Raw genomic sequence first — 20348 nt, forward strand, 5'->3', positions numbered from 1 at the left:
TCAGAGGGCGTCGAGCCCGCGCTCGCCGGTGCGCACCCGGACGACCTCCTCGACGCCGGTCACCCAGACCTTGCCGTCGCCGATCTTGCCGGTCCGGGCGGCGCCCACGATGGCGTCGACGATCTTTTCGACGTCCATCTCGTCGGTGAGCACCTCGACCCGGATCTTGGGCAGGAACTCGACCGTGTACTCGGCACCCCGGTAGACCTCGGTGTGCCCCTTCTGCCGGCCGTAGCCCTGGACCTCGCTGACGGTCAGGCCGGCCACGCCGAGGGCGTGCAGGGCCTCCTTCACCGCGTCCAGCTGGTACGGCTTGATGACCGCGGTCACCAGCTTCATGTCCAACCCCTCCATCCCAGGAACGTTAACCGGCGACCTTCTCGCTGACCGGCTCGGCGGGCTCCTCCGCCGGGTCGGTGGGTTCCGGGGTCGGCCTGGCGGCGCCGATCCCGGCCATCGCGAACGCGCCCCCGCCGCTGCCGCCCGTGGTGGGCGACAGGTCGTACGCGCTCTCCGCGTGCTCGGCGACGTCGATGCCGTCGACCTCCGCCTCGGCGGAGATCCGGAACCCGATCGTCTTGTCGATCACGAAGCCGAGGGCGTACGCGATGACGAAGGAGTAGACCGTGACGATCAGCGCGCCCAGCGCCTGCTTGCCCAGCAGGGTGGCGTCACCGCCGACCAGCAGGCCGTCGCTGGCGACCAGCGAGCTGACCGAGGCGGTGCCGAACAGGCCGATCCACAGGCAGCCGATCCACCCGCCGACGAAGTGCACGCCGACCACGTCGAGGGAGTCGTCGTAGCCGAGCCGGTACTTCAGGCCCACGGCTAGGGCGCAGACCGCACCGGCGACCAGACCCAGCAGCACCGCCGCGGCCGGGGTGATGAAGGCGCACGCCGGGGTGATGGCGACCAGACCGGCCACCGCACCCGAGGAAGCGCCCACCAGGGTCGGCTTGCCGTCGCGCACCCACTCCACCACGATCCAGCCGAGCAGCGCGGCGGCGGTGGCGACCTGGGTGTTCATGAAGGCCAGCGCGGTGACCCCGTCGGCGGTCAGCTCGGAACCGGCGTTGAAGCCGAACCAGCCGAACCAGAGCAGACCGGCGCCGAGCGCGACCAGCGGGATGTTGTGCGGCTTGGCGCTCTCCCGGGGCCAGCCGACCCGCTTCCCGAGGACCAGCACGAGGGCGAGCGCCGCGGCGCCGGCGTTGATGTGCACCGCCGTGCCACCGGCGAAGTCGAGGGCGCCGATGTCGCCGCCGATCAGGCCGCCGCCCCAGACCATGTGAGCGACCGGGAAGTAGACCAGGGTGGCCCAGCCGGCCGCGAACACCAGCCAGCCGGCGAACTTCGTCCGGTCGGACAGCGCCCCGCTGATCAGCGCGACGGTGATGACGGCGAACATCATCTGGAAGGCGATGAAGACGTAGAGCGGGATACCGGTCTCGCCCCACAGGTCGCTCTCACCGACGAAGGTCTTGGTGCCCAGGTACTGGCCCAGGTCACCGATGAACTTGCCGCCCTCCCCGAAGGCGACGGTGAAGCCGTAGAAAAGCCACAGGATGCTGACGAGCCCGATGGACGAGAAGCTCATCATCATCATGTTCAGCATGCCCTTGGAACGGTTCAGCCCGCCGTAGAACAGGGCCAGACCGGGCGTCATGAGCAGCACGAGCGCAGTCGAAACAAGCAGCCAGGCAGTGTTCCCGGTATCGATCTCCACGCTGCCTCCTCTCGGTGTCGTATTCCTCCCTCCGACTAGACCTGGCAGCATCGCCCGTCAGCCGGTTGCGCGGAAGCTTGGTCGGCGGCTGTTTCCTTCACCGACACCGCTCGATTTCCGACGCGTGACGGGTTGTTTCCGGCGTGTGAAGAACGACGATCATGCCTGGGGAAAACGGAAAGATCGGCCGGTCCGACGCGGAACCGGCCACTCTTCCTCGACACGCGGTCAGCGCAGCGCGTACTCCAGGGCGTGCCGCTCGTAGTCGAGCAGCCGCAGGTCGCGCATGGGCCGGCGCAGGTGGCCCTTGTGCACGATCCGGACGAACGCCGGCTCGCCGGCGGCGGCCATCCGCCGGATGCCCTCGACGTGGTCGACGATCCGCTTGCGGATGGTCCGGATCAGCCGGTGCCGGTCCCGGGGGATAAGCCCGTACGCGTCGGCGAAGAGGCGCAGCCGGCGCGGCCGGTCCGGGTGCTTCCAGCCGAGGGTGATCGAGTCCCGGTCGGAGAAGATCGGCACCCAGGTCCAGGCCGCGTACGCCACGTCGTAGATCCGGGCGCCGGGCGAGGCCAGGTCGAAGTCGATCAGCCCGAGGGTGCCGTCCGGCCGCCAGATCACGTTGTGCGGGGCGGCGTCGTGGTGGCAGATCACCTCGGTGTCCGGCGGGGGCGGGCCGAAGGAGCGCCAGACCGCCGCCGGCGGCGGGGTGAAGCCGTACTGGGCGTCGTGGAACATCCGCAGCATGGTCGCCACGGTGACCAGGGCCTCGTCGGTGACCCAGTGCGGGGCCAGCGGGTACTCCCCGCACTCCCCCTCCAGGTACGACAGGACCTCCCGGTTGCGCTCGTCCATGCCGAGGGCGCGGGGCGCGCCGGTGAAGCCGACGTACTCCAGATGCCGCAGCAGCGCGTGGACCGAGGGGGTCCACGGGCCGGCGTTGCGCCGGACGGTGTCGCCCACCCGGACCACGGTGCTCACGTTCCCGCCGTGGAGCGGAATCTCCTGCGAAGTCACGTACGGTCTCCCGAGGCGTGGCGACGGGTTGCTGGGGTCGCGCCACCCCGCGTAGGCGCGATCGTCAGTCGTCACGTCGAGGCTACGCGTCCCGGGCGAGCGGCTCAGTGCCGAGCAGCGCGTCGACGAACTGCGCCGGGTCGAACGGGGCCAGGTCGTCCGGGCCCTCGCCGAGGCCGACCAGCTTGACCGGGATGCCCAGCTTGCGCTGCACGGCGATCACGATGCCCCCCTTGGCGGTCCCGTCGAGCTTAGTCAGCACCACGCCGGTCACGTTGACCACCTCGGTGAAGACCCGGGCCTGCTCCAGGCCGTTCTGGCCGGTGGTGGCGTCGAGCACCAGCAGGGTCTCGTCGATCGGGCCGTGCTTCTCCACCACCCGCTTGACCTTGCCCAGCTCGTCCATCAGGCCGACCTTGTTCTGCAGCCGGCCGGCGGTGTCCACCAGCACCGTGTCGACCCTCGTGTCGATGCCCCGCTTGACCGCGTCGAAGGCGACGCTGGCCGGGTCGGCGGCCTCGGGGCCGCGGACGGTCTCCGCGCCCACCCGGCCGCCCCAGGTCTCCAGCTGGTCGGCGGCGGCCGCCCGGAAGGTGTCGGCCGCGCCGAGCAGCACGGTCCGGCCGTCCGCGATGAGCACCCGGGCGATCTTGCCGCAGGTGGTGGTCTTGCCGGCGCCGTTGACCCCGACGACCAGCAGCACCGCCGGCACGCCTTCCTTGGGGGCGGTCTTCAGCGACCGGTCGAGCGTCGGGTCGAGGGCGTTGACCAGCTCGGCGGCGAGCAGGGTGCGCAGCTCGGCGACCGACCGGGTGCCGAGCACCCGGGTCTGCTCGCGCAGCCGGTCGACGATCTCGCGGGTGGAGTCGACGCCGACGTCGGCGGCGATCAGGCTGTCCTCGATCTCCTCCCAGGTGTCCTCGTCGAGGCGGTCCCGGCTGAGCAGGCCGAGCAGGCCCTTGCCGAAGACGTTCTGCGAGCGGGACAGCCGGGAGCGCAGCCGGACCAGCCGGCCGGCGGTGGGCTCGGGGACCTCGATGGTGGGCAGCGGCGGCGCTTCGACCACCGGCGGCGGCTCGACCAGCACGCCGGTGCGCAGGTCCGACTCCGCCGCTTCGACCGGCGGCCCGGCCAGGTCCTCCTCGGCCCGGGTGTCGACCTCCGTCTCCGGCAGCGGCGGCTCGGGGCGCCGGCGCAGCCGGGGCACCACGAGGCTGAGGCCGCCGAGGATCAGCACGCCGAGCAGGGCGAGTGCGACGAGGAGGTATTCCGTCATGCCCGAAATCCTGTCAGATGCCGGCGACGGCGTCCCACTCACCGCCTCGGCACGTGAACAAGCTGCGGGTACGCTCGCGGCTGGAAGGCGTGCCGCAACCGCCGGCCGGGTAGGAAGGGTTTGATGATCTTCGTCGGAGGTGCGCCGTGACCGGTTCCCGTCTGCTCATCGGCCCGCTGTTGCGACGGGTCGTCGGCACGCGGGCCACCGTCTGGGTGGAGACCAGCGCTCCCGCCGTGGTCACCGTCCGCACGGCCGACGGGGCCACCGGCACCGCACCCACCTTCTCGGCGTACGACCACCACTACGCGATCGTGGTGGTGTCGGGGCTCACGCCGGACAGCGGCACGACCTACGAGGTGCTGGTCGACGACGAGGTGGCCTGGCCGGTGCCGGACAGCGGCTTCCCGGCCAGCGTGATCCGGACCCGGGCGGCGGACGACCGGGACCAGCCGGTGACCCTGCTCTTCGGCTCCTGCCGGGAGACCACCCAGCACGCGACCGCCCGCAAGCTGCCCCCGGACGCGCTGGACGCGTACGCCCGGCGGATGATCGCCGCCCCCGACCCGGACGCCCTGCCCGACCTGCTGGTGCTCCTCGGCGACCAGGTCTACGCGGACGAGACCTCGCCGACCGTGCGCCGGCTGCTCAAGCGGCGGCGCCGCCGCCCGAAGGGCGCCCCGGCCACCCAGGTGGTCAGCTTCGACGAGTACACCAAGCTCTACCTGGAGTCCTGGCGCGACCCAGAGATCCGCTGGCTGCTCTCCACCGTGCCGAGCGTGATGATCTTCGACGACCACGAGATCATCGACGACTGGAACACCTCGGCGTCCTGGCGGGCGGACATGCGGGCGCAGCCCTGGTGGGCGGAGCGCATCCGCAGCGGCCTGGCCTCCTACTGGGTCTACCAGCACCTGGGCAACCTGGCCCCGGACGAGATCGCCGCCGACCCGGTGTTCGCCAAGGTGGCCGCCGCCGAGGACGCCACGAGCGTGCTGCACGAGTTCGGCGAGCGAGTCGACCAGGAGGCCGACGTGGCGCACGACACCGAGCGCTGGCGGGCCGTGCAGTACCAGTGGAGCTACGCGCTGGACCTGGGGCGGACCCGCCTGGTCATGCTGGACAACCGCTCCAGCCGGGTGCTGGACGCCGGCAACCGGGCGATGCTGCCGCCGGGCGAGTGGTCCTGGTTCCTGGACCGGGCGCACGGCGTCTACGACCACCTGGTGGTCGGCGCCTCGCTGCCCTGGCTGCTCCCGCCCGGCATCCACCACGTCGAGGCGTGGAACGAGAGGCTCGCCGACTCCCGCCGGCCCTGGGTGGCGAACGTCGCCGAGCGGATGCGGCGGGCCTGGGACCTGGAGCACTGGGCCTCGTTCCGGCGCTCCTTCGAGGCGCTCGGCGAGTTGTTCGCCCGGCTGGGCAGCGGCACGGCGCCGCGCGAGGGGGCGCGGGTCGGCGCCGGCCCGGCGTACTCGCGGCCGGCCTCGATCAGCGTGCTCTCCGGGGACGTGCACCACTCGTACGTGGCCCGGGCCCGGTTCGCCGACGGGAGCGTGCGCACTCCGGTGCACCAGCTCACCTGCTCGCCGATCCACAACCAGGTGCCGGCCGGGATGCGCCCGCTGATGCGGCTCGGCTGGAACCCGGGGCCGGCCGGGGCGGCCCGGACGCTGGCCCGCTCGGCCGGGGTACGCCGCCCGCCGGTCGGGTGGAAGAAGCTGGCCGGGCCCTACTTCGGCAACGCGGTGGCCACGCTGACCCACCGGGGCCGGGCGGCCGAGGTCGTGATCGAAGGCACCACCAGCGACGGGCACCTGCGCACGGTGGCGCGCCAGCGGCTCAGCGACGAGGTGTGAGTACCCTCTCAGCGTGGACGAGAGCCTGCGCGCCGTAGAACACGAACTGACCGCGTTGCTCCGGCGCGGGCGCGCGCTGTCCTGGGAGATCGCCCGGGAGGTCCATCCCAACCTGGAGCCGAACGCCTACGGGCTGCTGCTCTGGCTGCGCCGGTCCGGCTCGATCCGGCTCACCGATCTGGCCGTCAAGCTGGGCATCGGCAAGGGCACGCTGAGCCGGCAGATCGGCGGCCTGGAGGCGTTGGGGCTGGTCCGCCGCGACCCGGACCCGACCGACCGGCGGGCCGCCCAGCTCAGCCTGACCGAGGAGGGCACCCGCCGGTTCGACGCGGCGCGGGCGGCGCGACTCGGACAGATCCGGCGGTCGCTGGAATCCTGGCCGAAACAGGACGTCGACGACTTCGCCCGGCTCATGCACCGGTTCAACGAGACCTTCTGACCGGATCCGCCCTGGAATAAGACCTGCGCCACGTGAGGTTGTTGCTTGAGGCAACCAAGCCATACGGTTGCCCGAAGCACCCTTTCCCCCGTCTTTTCCGGAGGCATTCCACGATGACGCAGGCGACAGCGCCCACCCGGGCGACCGCCGTCGACATGTCCCACCGGCAGATCCTGGAGGCTCTCTCCGGCCTGCTGCTGGGCATGTTCGTCGCGATCCTCTCCTCCACGGTCGTCTCGAACGCGCTGCCGCGGATCATCACCGAGCTGCACGGCGGCCAGTCCGCGTACACCTGGGTGGTCACCTCGACGCTGCTGGCCACCACGGCGACCACCCCGATCTGGGGCAAGCTCGCCGACCTGACCAGCAAGAAGCTCCTGGTCCAACTGGCCCTCACGATCTTCGTGCTGGGCTCGGTGCTGGCCGGTCTCTCCCAGTCCACCGGCCAGCTCATCTCCTGCCGGGTGCTCCAGGGCGTCGGCGCGGGCGGTCTCACCGCCCTGGCCCAGGTGATCATGGCGACGATGATCACCCCGCGCGAGCGCGGCCGGTACAGCGGCTACCTCGGCGCGGTGATGGCCGTCGGCACCATCGGCGGCCCGCTGATCGGTGGCGTCATCGTCGACACCGACTGGCTCGGCTGGCGCTGGTGCTTCTACGTGGGCGTGCCGTTCGCCGCCCTCGCCCTGGTCGTGCTCCAGAAGACCCTGCACCTGCCGGTGGTCAAGCGCGAGGCGAAGATCGACTGGTGGGGCGCCACCCTGATCACCGCGGCCGTCTCGCTGCTGCTGATCTGGGTCACCCTGGCCGGCGACAAGTACGACTGGATCTCCTGGCAGAGCGCCGTCATGGTGGCCGTTGCCGTGCTGCTCGGCGCGCTAGCCCTCCGGGTGGAGAACCGCGCCGCCGAGCCGATGATCCCGCCGCGCCTGTTCCGCAACCGCACCATCACCCTCGCCGTGGTCGCCAGCATCGCTGTCGGCGTGGGCATGTTCGGCGCCTCCGTCTTCCTCGGCCAGTACTTCCAGATCAGCCGCGGCGAGAGCCCGACCATGTCCGGCCTCATGACGCTGCCGATGATCCTCGGCCTGCTGGTCGCCTCCACCGTGGTCGGCCGCATCATCACCAACACCGGCCGCTGGAAGCGCTACCTGGTCCTCGGCTCGACGCTGCTCACCGCCGGCTTCGCGCTGATGGGCACCATGCGGGCGGACACCCCGTACTGGCGGCTCGCCGTCTTCATGGCGCTGATCGGCCTCGGCCTGGGCATGACCATGCAGAACCTGGTCCTCGCCGTGCAGAACACCGTCGGCCCGCACGAGCTCGGCGCGGCCAGCTCCGTGGTCGCCTTCTTCCGCAGCCTGGGCGGCGCCATCGGGGTGAGCGCGCTCGGCGCGATCCTCGGCCACAAGGTCAAGGACTACCTCGCCGACGGGCTCGCCGGACTCGGCATCCCGGCGTCCAGCTCCGGCAGCGGCGGTACCCTGCCGAATGTGCACACCCTGCCCGCCCCGATCCGCGCGGTCGTCGAGGCCGCGTACGGGCACGGCGCCGGGGACATCTTCCTGGCCGCCGCCCCGTTCGGGCTGATCGCGCTGATCGCGGTGGTGTTCATCAAGGAGGTGCCGCTGCGCCGCACCAACAGCGACCCGATCTCCACCGAGGTCGAGCGGGAGTCGACCGTCGCGGCCGGCGGTGGCGCCGCGGTGGTGCGCACGGGCGGACGGGACTGACCCGATGGACGCCCCCGAACGTGAGAAGTACGGCCCGGAGGCCCGGCCGCTGCCGTTCGAACGCGGCACGGACGGGCCCCGGGTGGTGCTGGTCGGCGTCGACGGCAGCCGCACCTCACTGCGCGCCGCCTCGTACGCGGCCGGGCTGGCCCGCCGGCAGGGCGCCGGGCTCGTGGTGGTCTTCGTCAGCTCACCGCCGCCCTACACCGCGATCATGTCCGGTGTGGTGGCCGGGGCCGTCCAGCAGACCCAGGACGAGCTGGCCGCCGAGCTGCGCGAGGAGTGCCGGCGCGGCGCGGAGGAGCTGGGCCTCCCGGTGACCTTCCTGTGCCGGCGCGGCGACGCGTACGCCGAGCTGTCCAAGGCGGCCGACGAGCACCGCGCCGACCTGGTCGTGGTCGGGTCGTCCGAGCAGGCCGGCCACAAGCTGGTCGGCTCGGTCGCCACCCGGCTCGTCCGCACCGGCCGCTGGCCGGTCGTGGTGGTGCCCTGAAATCCGGTCGCGGCCGTCGTACCCGGACCGCAGGATGACCGCATGACCTGGAGAGCACCCGAGATCGACCGCACGCACGAGCCCTACGTCGGTGACGAGCGCACCATGCTCGAAGGCTGGCTCGACTACCACCGCGACACCCTGCTGCACAAGTGCGCCGGCCTGACGGCTGAGCAGCTGCGCGCCGCGAGCGTCGAGCCGTCGACCCTCACCCTGCTGGGGCTGGTCCGGCACATGGCCGACGTGGAGCGCTGGTGGTTCCGGATCCGCGCCGCCGGGGAGGACATTCCCGGCCTCTACGACGGTGACGAGGACCCGGACGCGGATTTGAACGCCGTCGCCGACGCCGACCCGGAGCAGGCCTTCGCCACCTTCCGGGCCGAGGTCGAGGCGGCCCGGAAGGCGGCCGCCGGCCTGTCGCTGGACCACACCTTCCGGCGCCCCCGCCGCGACGGCAGCGCCGACGACATGAACCTCCGCTGGGTCTACGTGCACATGATCGAGGAGTACGCCCGGCACAACGGCCACGCCGACCTGATCCGCGAGCGCATCGACGGCGTCACCGGCGACTGACCGTCCCGCCGGTGCGGTGGCGGTGTCCCGGCCGACCGGAACCCGCCACCCCGGCGAGCCGGCCGGCTCAGAACGCCAGCGCCGCCCGGATGTAGCGCAGGTCGGCCGCGCTGCTCCAGCGGTGCGCGGAGAGCCCGGCCACCCGAGCGCCGGCCACTGCACGGTCCTCGTCGTCGACGAACAGGACCCGGGCCGGCGGCGTCCCCAGCGCCTGGCAGGCCGCCTGGAAGTATTCCTTCGCCGGCTTGTGCACCCCGATCACCGAGGAGTTGACCACGACGTCCAGTTCGTCGGTGAGGTCCAGCGCGGCCAGGTCGGCGTCGAGCACGTCGGTGGCGTTGGTGCCCAGCCCGACCCGGACGCCGGCCGCCCGGACCTCCCGGATGAAGGCGAGCACGTCGGGGTCGACCTCGCCCCGGTAGCGCTGCCACGCGTCCACCGCGGCCCGGGCCCGGCCCGGGTCGCCGACCGAGGGGGTGAGGGCGTCGGCCACGCTGGTCATCCACTCGGCGTGGCTGACGTTGCCGGTGAGCACCGGCTTGAGCAGCCCCCAGGACATGGCGATCTCGCCGAGGACGCCCTCGGTCAGCCCGTACTCCCGCTCGACCCGGGCGGCGACCGCCGGGTCCCAGCGGCGCAGCACGCCGTCGAAATCGACCAGGAGCGCCGTGGCGCGTTCCCGACTCACTCGCTGTTCCCCTGCCCCTCGTCGTCGGCCCGGTTGAGCCGCTGGCTGATCACCTGGGTGACGCCGCTGCGCATGGTCACGCCGTAGAGCGCGTCGGCGATCTCCATGGTGCGCTTCTGGTGGGTGATCACGATGAGCTGGCTCTTCTCGCGGAGCTGGGCCAGCAGCGTGATCAGGCGGCCCAGGTTGACGTCGTCGAGGGCCGCCTCCACCTCGTCCATGATGTAGAACGGGCTGGGCCGCGCGCGGAAGATCGCCACAAGCATGGCCACCGCGGTCAGCGAGCGCTCGCCGCCGGACAGCAGCGAGAGCCGCTTGATCTTCTTGCCGGGCGGCCGGGCCTCGACCTCGACGCCGGTGGTGAGCAGGTCCTCCGGGTCGGTGAGCACCAGCCGCCCCTCGCCGCCGGGGAAGAGCACGGTGAACACCTGCTCGAACTCCCGCGCGGTGTCCTCGAACGCGCTGGCGAAGACCTCCAGGATCCGCTCGTCGACGTCCTTGACCACGGTGAGCAGGTCCCGGCGGGTGGCCTTGAGGTCCTCCAGCTGCTCGGAGAGGAACTTGAAGCGCTCCTCCAGCGCGGCGAACTCCTCCAGCGCGAGGGGGTTGACCTTGCCGAGCAGGGCCAGTTCCCGTTCCGCCTTGGCGGCCCGCTTCTCCTGCACCGGCCGCTCGTAGCGGACCGGCTCGGGCACGGGCGTGCCGTCCTTCTCCGCCGCCGCGAGGTCCGCGTCGGTGGGCGGGACGAGCTGGTCGGGGCCGTACTCGGCGACCAGGGTGGCCACGTCGAGGCCGAAGTCCTCGGCCGCCTTCGCCTCCAGCTGCTCGATGCGCAGCCGCTGCTCGGCGCGGGCCACCTCGTCCCGGTGCACCTGGCTGGTCAGCCGCTCCAGCTCGGCGCCGAGCCGCTTGGCCGCGCCGCGTACCTCGGACAGCTCGGCCTCGCGGGCGGCGCGCTCGCGGGCCACCTCGTCGCGGTGCTCCTCGGCCCGGGCGATCGAGACGGTGAGCCGGGTGAGCGCCTCGCGGGCGCCGCCGACCACGGCCCGGGCGATCTCCGCGCCGCGGGTGCGGGCCGCGCGCCGGGCGGCCGCGCGCTCCCGCGCGGCCCGCTCGGCGGTCGCCTGCCGGGCCAGCGAGTCGGCCCGGCCGGCGATCGAGGAGACCCGCTCCTCGGCGGTACGCACGGCGAGCCGGACCTCCATCTCGTTCTGCCGGGCCTGCGGCACCATGGCGGCGAGCTGGTCGCGTTCCTCGGTGGACGGTTCGGCGTCGAGCGGGGTGACCTCGGCCAGCCGGAGCCGCTCCTCCAGCTCGGCGAGGGCCGCCAGGTCGCGTTCCCGGGCCGCCTCGGCGCGGGCCCGGGACTCGCCGAGCCGGTCGGTCTCGGCCCTGGCCGACCGGGCGGCCGCGCCCAGCTCGGCGAGGCGGCGGGCGGCGGCGTTGCGGTGGCTCTCCGCCTCCCGTTTGGCGGCGGCGGCGTGCTGCACGGCCTCCTTGGCGCTTGCGACCTCGGCGCGCGCCTCGACCAGCTGCTCGCGCAGCTCGGCGGTGGCCCGCTCGGCGGTGGCCCGGTTGGCGCGGGCCTCCTCGACGGCGGCCTGCACCTCGATGTAGCTGGGCGCCTTGGCCGACCCGCCGGCCGCTGCGTACGCCCCGACCACGTCACCGTCGGGGGTGACCGCGCGCAGCTCCGGGTTGCCGGCGACCAGCTCGGCCGCGGCGGCGAGGTCGTCGACCAGCACCACGTCGCGCAGCGCCCGGTGCACCGCCGGACGGATCTCGGCGGAGCACTCCACCAGGTCGGGGGCCCAGCGGGCGCCGTCGGGCAGCTTCGGGCGCAGCGCGTCGGCGGAGCCGGCCATGCCGGGGCCGGCGGGGCTGCCGACCAGCAGGCCGGCCCGGCCGGCGTCGGAGATCTTGAGCAGCCGCATCGCCTCGACGGCCTCGTCCACGCCGCTGACCGCGACCGCGTCGGCGAGCCCGCCGAGCGCGGCGGCGAGCGCCGCCTCATTGCCCGGGGCGACGGTGAGCAGCCCGGAGAGGCTGCCGAGCAGGCCGGGCACCTGATCGGCGCGGGCCAGCAGGGCGCCCGCGCCGTCCTTGCGGCGCAGGCCGAGGGCGAGCGCCTCCTCGCGGGCCTTCCAGGTCGCCGCGTCCTTCTCGGCGGCCCGCTCGGCGTCGGCGAGGCTGCGCACGGCGGCCTGGGCCTGCTCGTGCACGGCGACCGCCTCGGCGTGCCGGGCGTCCAGGTCGGCGTTGTCCCGGTCCGCCTCGGTGGACTGTTCGGCGACCGCGTCGAGCTCGCCCTGGGCCTTCTCGGCGCGGGTCAGGGCGTCGGTGTGCGCGGCGGCGAGCCGTTCGATCTCCTCGCCGGCGCTGGTGGTCCGGGCCCGGGCGGAGTTGACCTGGCCGGTCAGCCGGGCCAGCCCCTCGCGCCGGTCGGCGATGGCCTTGGCGGCGGCCACCAGTTCCCGCTCGGCGGCGGCGAGTTGCCGCTCCAGCTCCTGCCGGTGCTCGACCGCCTCGGCGAGCCGGATCTGGTCGTCGGTGAGCGCGGCCCGCAGTTCCTCCTCCTGCTCGCGGACCCGCCGGGACTCGGCCTCCAGCTGGTCCGGGTCGCGGCCGGGGCGCTCGTCGTCCCCGGTGGCGCTGAGGTGCCGCAGCCGTTCCCGGGCGAGCTGCTCGATCGAGCGGAACCGCTCCTGGAGCGCGGAGAGCTTGTACCAGGTGTCCTGGGCCGCGGCAAGCAGCGGGGCGTCCTCGGCCAGCGCCGCCTCCAGCTCGCCGAGGCGGCCCTGCACCTGACCGTGCTCGGCCTCGATCTGCTCGCGCCGCTCGCGCAGCGCGGTCTCGTCGGCGATCTCCCGGTCCAGTGTGGTGCGCAGGGTGTGCAGGTCGTCGGCGAGCAGCCGCAGCCGGGCGTCGCGCAGGTTGGCCTGGATGGCGGCGGCCCGGCGGGCCACCTCGGCCTGCCGGCCCAGCGGCTTGAGCTGGCGGCGCAGCTCGGCGGTGAGGTCGGTGAGCCGGTTGAGGTTGGTCTGCATCGCGTCGAGCTTCCGCAGCGCCTTCTCCTTGCGCTTGCGGTGCTTGAGGACGCCGGCCGCCTCCTCGATGAACGCCCGCCGGTCCTCCGGCTTGGCGTGCAGCATGCCGTCGAGCCGGCCCTGCCCGACGATGATGTGCATCTCCCGGCCGATGCCGGAGTCCGAGAGCAGCTCCTGGATGTCCAGCAGCCGGCAGGAGTCGCCGTTGATCTCGTATTCGCTCTCGCCTGAGCGGAACATCCGGCGGGTGATGGAGACCTCGGTGTACTCGATCGGCAGCGCGCCGTCGGTGTTGTCGATGGTGAGGGTGACCTCGGCCCGGCCCAGCGGCGCCCGCCCGGCGGTGCCGGCGAAGATGACGTCCTCCATCTTGCCGCCACGCAGCGCCTTGGCGCCCTGCTCGCCGAGGACCCAGGCGATGGCGTCGACGACGTTGGACTTGCCGGAGCCGTTCGGGCCGACCACGCAGGTGATCCCGGGCTCCAGCTTCAGCGTCGTCGCGGAGGCGAAGGACTTGAAGCCCTTCACCGTCAGGCTCTTGAGATGCACCTTCTCGATCCTCGTCCGGTGGCCGCCGTACCGTCGCCGGCTGCGCGGACCTGGCGAACCCGCAGACTAACCCGCGGGCGGGGAGAGCCTGGTACGCGACCCACCCGGGTGCCGGAGGTGTCCGGATTCCGGCGGTGTGGCGCACGCCACGGAAAAGTGCAAGATCAGAATTGTGGGACGCAATTCCGGGGACATCCCGCAAGATCGCGGAATGCGGTCCGAAAACAAAAAGCTGCGCGCCGGCACTAGGTGTCGGCGCGCGTTTTCTGTGTGGTGCGATTCAGTTTTCCGACGACCGGAGATCAGGTCAGCGCGGGCTCGGCCAGTCGGAGGAGGTCGTCTGCCTCCGCCGCAGCCGCCGCAAGCCGATCGTTGTCGGCGCGCAGACGCGTGATCTCGAACTCCAGTGCCTGAACCCTGGCACGCAGTCGGGTGACCTCGTCGAGCAGACGCCGGTCGGGCGCTGCACCTACGTGGCCGTAGAGGGCCTTCGCCATGCTGACTCCTTGATATGCGCTGCCGGAAAGGCCGGCCAACGCGCGCCCATGATGTTCGCGGCTGCCATCCCCGTGAAATCCGGGCATGGCTGGGCGCGACTGGCGACACCTATATATTGAGCCGAACCCCCCTCCTTCGTCAAGTTCCCGCAGGCCGTAGATCATCTCCACGTCCACCGGTCCACTTGTCGGGGGGTTGCCACAAGGCGCGGACACGCTCTGTCCGGACGCCTTTACTGTACGCCCGGGAATGTGTGAACGCCTCACCCTTGCTGTCGGGTTCCCCTTAACTCTTTCTTAGCCACGTTGCCGCAGCTCGCGCCGCGCCCGTAGCGTCACTGCGGCCCGCAACCGACCCGTGGAGGGGACAGGCGTGTACCGCTGGACCGACCCGATCGAACCGGATGGCGTCGCCCGACGCCCCGAGCCACCGACCGACGACGGGCCGGCCTGGCTCACCGACCGGCCCGAGCCGCGGTCGTCGTACCTCTTCGGGGACGAGCCGGGGCAGCCCGGCCCGGACCGGACCGAGGCTTCCACCGGCGCCTGGCGGGCCGACGCCCCGGCCATGCCGTGGCGGGACGACCCCACGCCCGAGCGCACCGGCCACCTCCCCGCGGCCGGCGCCGGGACGCACGGGTGGGCCGACGCCGGGCGGTACGCCGACGCCGACCGGACCGGGTACTCCCCGGCGGCCGAGCCACCGGCGTACGGCCCGGCGCCCCACCCGGGCGCACCGATGTCCCCCTACGAGCGGGCCGGCGGCTGGCACCCCGAGGAGCAGCCCGCCGCGGCGTGGCAGCCGGCCGGGTGGCAGCCGGCCGCCGACGAGCAGCCCACCGCCGCGTGGCAGCCCGCCGCCGACGAGCGGCCCACCGCCGCCTGGCAGCCGGTCACCGACACCGCCGACGAGGACACCGGGCGGCACCGGCAGCGACGCCGCCTGCCGCGTCCCCTCCTGATCGGTGGGGCCGCCGCCGCGGCGACCCTCGTGGTGAGCCTTGGCGTGGGCGCCCTGGTGCTGCCCGGTGATGACCAGCCGACCGAGCGGACCGCCGCCGACGCCCCGGTGGCCGCCGCCCCGCTCGCGTCCGACGGCACCGAGGCGGACCCGGGCGACGCGCTCGCGCCGGAGTCGACCAGCCCGAGCGCCGCGCCGACCAGCGCCCGGCCGACCCCGACGAAGAAGCCGACCCCGAAGCCGAGCCGGACCACCGCCGCGTCCCGGCAGCTACCGCGGAGCGCCGCGCCGAGCAGCACGGCCGCCACGACCGCCTCGGCCAAGGGGCTCACCGCCGAGCTGCGGGAGGTCGTCGACCTGGTCAACCAGGAGCGGGCGAAGGCCGGCTGCAAGGCGCTGACCGTCGACGACAAGCTGACGCTCGCCGCCCAGCGGCACAGCCAGGACCAGGCCGACCACAAGAACATGTCGCACGACGGCAGCGACGGCAGCGACGTGGGTGACCGGCTCGACCGGGTCGGCTACGCCTGGCGGTCGTACGGCGAGAACGTCGCCTGGAACCAGCAGAGCCCGGCCGCGGTGATGGACGCCTGGATGAACTCCCCGGGGCACCGGGCGAACATCCTGAACTGCTCGTTCACCGAGATCGGCGTGGGCGTGGCGCGGAGCAACGGGCCGTACTGGACGCAGGACTTCGGCACCCCGCGCTGACCGGCGCGTCGTGACCGGGCCCGCGCTCGTTGACCGGGTGAGGTACGCCGGGGTCCCCTGAGCCGTGCCGGCCCCGGTGGCCGGCGCACCGGGGCCGCCGGAGACGTACCGGCAGGGGGCGGGGTGCCCCCCGCGACCCGGGAGCTGTCGATGCGGATCCGCCCGGCGTGGGCCGCCGTGCCGCCCCGGCCGGTCCGCGTCCGCCGACGCGGGCCGCGCCGGGGCGTTGCGGTGGTGCTGACGGTGCTGCTGCTCGCCCCGGCGGCGGCCTGCCGGGAGCCGATCGTCCCGCCCGGTGCGCCTACCCCGTGGCCGGCCACGCAGGCCCGGCAGTGGCAGTGGCAGTGGCAGCTCACCGGCCCGGTGGACGTCACCGTCGAGGCCGACGTCTTCCTGCTCGACCCGGTGCGGACCACCTCCGCCGACACCGGCGCGCTGCGCGCCCGCCACCGCCGCCTGGTGTGCCAGGTCCGGGTCGGTACGTACGCGACGGGCGACCCGGACACCAGCCGCTTCCCGGCAGCGGTACGCGGTGCCGCGGTGCCCGGCCGGCCGGGCAGCCGGTGGCTGGACGTCCGCCGGTGGGACTCGCTGGAGCCGGTGCTGGCCGACCGGTTCCGGCTCTGCCGGGGCAAGGGCTTCGGCGCCGTCGCGCTCGACGACGCGGACGGCTACCTGCACCGCTCCGGTTTCCCGCTCACCTTCGACGACCAGTTGCTGTTCAACCGCCAGCTGGCCGCACTGGCCCGGCGGCTGGACCTCTCCCCCGGGCTGGTCGACGACCTGCCGCAGGTGGCGGCGCTCGCCCCCGACTTCGACTTCGCAGTCAACCAGGAGTGCGTCCGCCGCGGCGGGTGCGACAAGCTGCTCCCGTTCGTCGACGCGGACAAGCCGGTCTTCCACGTGGAATACACCGGCGACCCGGCGCAATTCTGCGTCACCACGGTCGGCTACGGCTTCGCCTCGATCCTCAAGGACCGCACCCTCGACGCGTGGCGCGCACCCTGCGCGCTGCCCTGAGGTGGCATCCCGGTCAGATCGAACGGCGTGCGAGGCGTGGCCGCCGCAGTGGTCGTAGGTGCCTCTCCTTGTGCTGCCGGACCATCTCGTCCCACACCTCCTGGGGGAAGTCGGGGTCCGGTGGTATCCACCTGTGCGAGTTGTCGGAGTAGTGGAACTTCTCGTCACCCGGCTTGAGCACGCTCACGGCAACCAGCCGAGGAAGCGACGATGGAGCGGGCCGGCCGGAGCCCAGCCCATGTCCTGAGTGGCGGACACCAGGTGCGAGGCCATGTAGAGGGAGAGGGACACCGGGGCGCCGTCGTACTCGGCGAGCAGTTGCCGGCGGCGCGTGGGACAGGGCCAGGGCAGGCTGCACCCCGCGCAGGTCCAGATCGGCTGAACGGGCCCGTGATCAGTCATGGACGATGCAGGTCTTTCGCGGCATACGACCACGATGCCGGTCAGCCGACCGGTTAGTCAACTGGCAATTCCCAATAGACTAGCAATCTCCTGCCTACGTTCAGGCCATGGACCGAGGGCCGGGGCAGCTCATGGGGCCCTACGAGATTGCCCACCGCCTAGGCGTGTCGCGGCAGCGGTTCCAGCAGCTCGCCAGGTATCCCACCTTCCCGAAGCCGTACCAGGAACTGCGCGGTATGAAGGTGTGGCTGGCCGACGACATCGAGCGCTGGATCAAGGAGTACCGCCAGCCCCGCCCCACCGAGGACGACACACCGGCCTGAAAAGCGCCGTCAGCCGTTTGGCGTGCTGCTCCCGCGCCGCCGTCAACCGCACTTGTCCGAGGGCCGAGTCGCTACGCTTCGCCGGTGACGAATGATCCCGGTGTCGCGATGGGTATCGAGGCCGCTCGCCAGTTAGCCCGCCTGGGCCTGGTGGACATTCAACCGGGGCTTACCGACGCCGAGTTCGGCGGCATCGAACGACGGTTCGGCTTCGAGTTCGCCGACGACCACCGCGCCTTCCTCGCGGCCGGGCTGCCAGTCTGGACACCTGGCCACGACGACCACCCTGACAAGGCAAGCTGGGGCTGGCCGAACTGGCGCCAGCTCGACCGCCCCAACATGCACGAGCAGGTCGACTGGCCGCTCGCCGCCGCCTTGGACGGCATCCAGCACGGCGAGTGGCCACCCGGGTGGAGCCGTCGCCCTCAGGACCTCGCACGACGCATGGCCAAGGCGAAGCGACTTCTCGCCGACGTTCCCCGGATGGTTCCCGTGTACGCCCACCGCTACCTGCCGGCCGGCCGCGGCTCTTTCGGGCATCCCGTGCTCTCCATCCACCGGCTGACCGACACCATCGTGTACGGCAAGGACCTCGCCCACTACATCGATCAGGAGTTTCGAGAGGCGAGGGTGACGGTGCCCTTTTGCCGTGACTACGTGTGAGGGTTGAGGTCGCGCCGCCACTCACCCTCACACCGGTGGAGGACCGCGGCCCTCACGGTCCCTTGCTTGCAGGTTCTCCGCGCAGCGTCCGGCGAGCCTCCGCCTCAGTAAGTGGTGTCGAATCCCGCCTGCTCGGTGTGGAGGATGGCTGCCCACCGGTCGGAAGTGAGCCTGTGAATGGTTCGGACGATCGCCCAGTCGACCAGGTAGCCAGACGTCGTGAGCTCCGCGAGCGCGTCACAGAGGGTCAAATCAACGGGGCCACCCTGGACAAGCCCGGTGTTGACGGCGCTCTTGACGATGTCGGACCGGGTTACCACGCGCAGGGCTATCGGAGTCATGTGCTCGCCGGTTGCCACGGCCGCCGGGTATTGAACGCGCGCTTCCACGGCAACATCCCGGTCGCTGGACAACTCGCACGATGCCCAACCGACGCCATCCCCGCGGGTTTGGCGACCAGCACCTGGTACCGCTCTCGGAGCTCCGCGATCATCTCATGAAGGAGGCGCTGGGCCACCGGCTCGCCCGACCGCATGAACAAGGTCATTACTTCCGCCACGCCGACATCCTTGCTCAGCCTGCACACCCTCGGCACCAGCCGGGCGTCCTCAGGTCCGGGGGGCCGAAGCGCGAACCTGGACGCACCCGCCGACCTGCTACGGCTTGTCGGCAGGACACCGGGAGCCGGCGGCAGCCGGTGTACCGCGCGGCGTGCGTACCCCTGGGAAGCGGCACCGCCCCCGGCCCGGACGGGCGGGGGCGGTGCCGGGGGGAGCGAAGGCGGTCAGCCGGGGGCGCCACCGGTGACGGGGGCGGGGGTGCCGGCGCCGCGCTGCGCCGGGACGCCGGCGTGCTCGGCGCTGAGCGGGGTGGCCAGTTCCTCCAGGGACTTCCCCTCGGCCTTCACGCCGAGGGTGAGCTCCACGAGGCCGCCGACGATCATCACGGCGGCGCCGACGACGAAGGCGACCACGGTGTCGCCGACCTTGCCAGTGCCGACCAGCTTGGCGAAGAGCAGCGGGCCGGTGATGCCGCCGGCGGCGGTGCCGAGCGCGTAGAAGAACGCGATGGCCATGGCCCGGGTCTCCATCGGGAAGATCTCGCTGACCGTCAGGTACGCGGCGCTGGCGCCGGCCGAGGCGAAGAAGAGCACCACGCACCAGCAGGCGGTCATGGTGATCGCGTTCAGCACGCCCGAGTGGAACAGCCAGGCGGTGCCGAGCAGCAGCACGCCGGAGCCGATGTACGAGCCGGCGATCATCGGCACCCGGCCGACGGTGTCGAAGAGCCGGCCCAGCAGCAGCGGGCCGAGCAGGTTGCCGACCGCGATCACGGCGAAGTAGTAGCCGCTGTTGCCCGGCGGGACGTCGAAGAACGTCTGCAGGATCTGGGCGAAGCCGAAGGTGATCGCGTTGTAGAGGAACGCCTGCCCGATGAAGAGCGAGAAGCCGAGGGTGGCGCGCTTCGGGTAGCGGGCGAACAGCGTCCTGGCGATCTCCAGGAAGTTGGTGCTCTTCCGCTGCTTGACCTCGATGTAGTTGTCCGCCTCGGTGAGCTCCTTGCCGGTCTCCCGCTTCACCTCGGCCTCGACCGAGTCGACGAGATGGTTCGCCTCGTCGGCCCGGCCGTGGATGAACAACCACCGCGGGCTCTCCGGGACGTGCCGGCGGACCAGCAGGATCACCACGCCGAGCACCGCGCCCAGGCCGAACGCCACCCGCCAGCCGAGGTTGGTCGGCAGGCCGTTGAGCAGCGGCACGGTCAGCAGCGCGCCGAGCGCCGCGCCGAGCCAGAAGGTGCCGTTGATGATGATGTCGATCCGGCCGCGGTGCCGCGCCGGGATCAGCTCGTCGATCGCCGAGTTGATGGCCGCGTACTCGCCGCCGATGCCCATGCCGGTGAGGAACCGGAACAGGAAGAACCACCAGGTGTCGAAGGAGAGCGCGGTCAGCGCGGTGGCGACCAGGTAGAGCCCGAGGGTCAGCAGGAACAGCTTCTTGCGCCCGAACCGGTCGGTGAGCCAGCCGAAGAAGAGCGCGCCGGTGCAGGCGCCGGCCACGTAGAGCGCGGCGGCCAGGCCGGTGACCTGGCTCTGGGTGATGCTCAGGCCGCTGCCCGGCTCGGCCAGCTTGCCGGACAGATTGCCGACGATGGTCACCTCGAGGCCGTCGAGGATCCACACCGTGCCGAGGCCGATCACGATCATCCAGTGCCAGCGGGACCACGGCAGCCGGTCCAGGCGGGCCGGGACGTTGGTCCGTACGGTGCCGGTCCGCACGTCGGTGCTCATGACGCGCTCCCGGGGGCTGCGGTGGCCGGGGCGCGACGACGGGCCACCGGCGTGAGCTGTTCGTCCATGGCCGCCCAGATG

At 72.4% G+C, this 20348-nt stretch carries 20 protein-coding genes; 9 read left to right on the forward strand and 11 right to left on the reverse strand.

The window, feature by feature from the left end; translation table 11 throughout:
* From ACFYPD_RS15280 to ftsY, 4 genes are all read right to left on the reverse strand, one after another.
* A complete protein-coding gene (locus ACFYPD_RS15280; protein ID WP_387113409.1) occupies nt 1-339 on the reverse strand; it encodes a P-II family nitrogen regulator in 339 nt (112 codons plus the stop codon).
* Between the two features lie 25 nt (nt 340-364).
* On the reverse strand, nt 365-1666 hold the full coding sequence (locus tag ACFYPD_RS15285; RefSeq protein WP_387113411.1) for an ammonium transporter: 1302 nt from the start codon (nt 1664-1666) through the stop codon (nt 365-367).
* Between the two features lie 288 nt (nt 1667-1954).
* Complete coding sequence (locus ACFYPD_RS15290) at nt 1955-2818, reverse strand: phosphotransferase (protein ID WP_387113195.1); 864 nt, start codon at nt 2816-2818, stop codon at nt 1955-1957.
* Between the two features lie 7 nt (nt 2819-2825).
* Entirely contained in the window at nt 2826-4019 is a 1194-nt protein-coding gene (ftsY, locus tag ACFYPD_RS15295; protein WP_387113197.1) for a signal recognition particle-docking protein FtsY, read from the reverse strand.
* A gap of 146 nt (nt 4020-4165) precedes the next feature.
* Here ftsY and ACFYPD_RS15300 point away from each other — a divergent pair, with 146 nt between their 5' ends.
* The 5 genes from ACFYPD_RS15300 to ACFYPD_RS15320 all read left to right on the forward strand — a co-directional run bounded on the left by ACFYPD_RS15300 (nt 4166) and on the right by ACFYPD_RS15320 (nt 9116).
* The gene (locus tag ACFYPD_RS15300; protein WP_387113199.1) at nt 4166-5878 is read left to right on the forward strand and encodes an alkaline phosphatase D family protein; all 1713 of its coding nucleotides are present in this window, start codon (nt 4166-4168) and stop codon (nt 5876-5878) included.
* A gap of 13 nt (nt 5879-5891) precedes the next feature.
* Nucleotides 5892-6317, forward strand: coding sequence for a MarR family winged helix-turn-helix transcriptional regulator (locus ACFYPD_RS15305; RefSeq protein ID WP_154225153.1), 426 nt, complete (start codon nt 5892-5894; stop codon nt 6315-6317).
* A gap of 113 nt (nt 6318-6430) precedes the next feature.
* The gene (locus ACFYPD_RS15310) at nt 6431-8050 is read left to right on the forward strand and encodes an MDR family MFS transporter (protein ID WP_387113201.1); all 1620 of its coding nucleotides are present in this window, start codon (nt 6431-6433) and stop codon (nt 8048-8050) included.
* A gap of 4 nt (nt 8051-8054) precedes the next feature.
* Nucleotides 8055-8543 carry a universal stress protein gene (locus ACFYPD_RS15315; protein ID WP_387113203.1) on the forward strand — a complete coding sequence of 163 codons (489 nt, stop codon included), beginning with the start codon at nt 8055-8057 and terminating at the stop codon, nt 8541-8543.
* A 42-nt stretch (nt 8544-8585) separates the two neighbouring features.
* Complete coding sequence (locus ACFYPD_RS15320; RefSeq protein WP_387113205.1) at nt 8586-9116, forward strand: DinB family protein; 531 nt, start codon at nt 8586-8588, stop codon at nt 9114-9116.
* A gap of 67 nt (nt 9117-9183) precedes the next feature.
* On the opposite strand, the gene ACFYPD_RS15325 is transcribed toward ACFYPD_RS15320, so the two are convergent.
* From ACFYPD_RS15325 to ACFYPD_RS15335, 3 genes are all read right to left on the reverse strand, one after another.
* A complete protein-coding gene (locus ACFYPD_RS15325; protein ID WP_387113207.1) occupies nt 9184-9804 on the reverse strand; it encodes an HAD-IA family hydrolase in 621 nt (206 codons plus the stop codon).
* A complete protein-coding gene (smc, locus tag ACFYPD_RS15330; RefSeq protein ID WP_387113209.1) occupies nt 9801-13400 on the reverse strand; it encodes a chromosome segregation protein SMC in 3600 nt (1199 codons plus the stop codon). Before smc ends, ACFYPD_RS15325 begins: the two co-directional genes overlap by 4 nt.
* A gap of 302 nt (nt 13401-13702) precedes the next feature.
* Nucleotides 13703-13897, reverse strand: coding sequence for a hypothetical protein (locus tag ACFYPD_RS15335; RefSeq protein ID WP_007456482.1), 195 nt, complete (start codon nt 13895-13897; stop codon nt 13703-13705).
* A gap of 373 nt (nt 13898-14270) precedes the next feature.
* Between ACFYPD_RS15335 and ACFYPD_RS15340 the strand changes: the two genes are divergently transcribed.
* Both ACFYPD_RS15340 and ACFYPD_RS15345 read left to right on the forward strand, forming a co-directional pair.
* Nucleotides 14271-15569: a CAP domain-containing protein gene (locus ACFYPD_RS15340; protein ID WP_387113211.1), complete on the forward strand. Its 1299-nt coding sequence runs from the start codon at nt 14271-14273 to the stop codon at nt 15567-15569.
* 123 nt (nt 15570-15692) lie between these two features.
* Nucleotides 15693-16589 carry an endo alpha-1,4 polygalactosaminidase gene (locus ACFYPD_RS15345; protein ID WP_387113213.1) on the forward strand — a complete coding sequence of 299 codons (897 nt, stop codon included), beginning with the start codon at nt 15693-15695 and terminating at the stop codon, nt 16587-16589.
* A 13-nt stretch (nt 16590-16602) separates the two neighbouring features.
* On the opposite strand, the gene ACFYPD_RS15350 is transcribed toward ACFYPD_RS15345, so the two are convergent.
* A complete protein-coding gene (locus tag ACFYPD_RS15350; protein ID WP_387113215.1) occupies nt 16603-16776 on the reverse strand; it encodes a hypothetical protein in 174 nt (57 codons plus the stop codon).
* Nucleotides 16773-16991: a hypothetical protein gene (locus tag ACFYPD_RS15355; protein WP_387113217.1), complete on the reverse strand. Its 219-nt coding sequence runs from the start codon at nt 16989-16991 to the stop codon at nt 16773-16775. Before ACFYPD_RS15355 ends, ACFYPD_RS15350 begins: the two co-directional genes overlap by 4 nt.
* A gap of 107 nt (nt 16992-17098) precedes the next feature.
* Here ACFYPD_RS15355 and ACFYPD_RS15360 point away from each other — a divergent pair, with 107 nt between their 5' ends.
* Together ACFYPD_RS15360 and ACFYPD_RS15365 are read left to right on the forward strand one after the other, a co-directional pair.
* Nucleotides 17099-17314, forward strand: coding sequence for a helix-turn-helix transcriptional regulator (locus ACFYPD_RS15360; RefSeq protein ID WP_387113219.1), 216 nt, complete (start codon nt 17099-17101; stop codon nt 17312-17314).
* 84 nt (nt 17315-17398) lie between these two features.
* Nucleotides 17399-17977 carry a hypothetical protein gene (locus ACFYPD_RS15365; protein ID WP_387113221.1) on the forward strand — a complete coding sequence of 193 codons (579 nt, stop codon included), beginning with the start codon at nt 17399-17401 and terminating at the stop codon, nt 17975-17977.
* 104 nt (nt 17978-18081) lie between these two features.
* On the opposite strand, the gene ACFYPD_RS15370 is transcribed toward ACFYPD_RS15365, so the two are convergent.
* Complete coding sequence (locus ACFYPD_RS15370) at nt 18082-18366, reverse strand: hypothetical protein (protein WP_387113223.1); 285 nt, start codon at nt 18364-18366, stop codon at nt 18082-18084.
* A gap of 395 nt (nt 18367-18761) precedes the next feature.
* Nucleotides 18762-20267, reverse strand: a complete 1506-nt coding sequence (locus ACFYPD_RS15375) for an MFS transporter (protein WP_387113225.1) — start codon at nt 20265-20267, stop codon at nt 18762-18764.
* Nucleotides 20268-20348 lie beyond the last annotated feature (81 nt).

Source organism: Micromonospora sp. NPDC005299 (genome assembly GCF_042872345.1).
In the GTDB taxonomy this organism is placed as follows: domain Bacteria; phylum Actinomycetota; class Actinomycetes; order Mycobacteriales; family Micromonosporaceae; genus Micromonospora.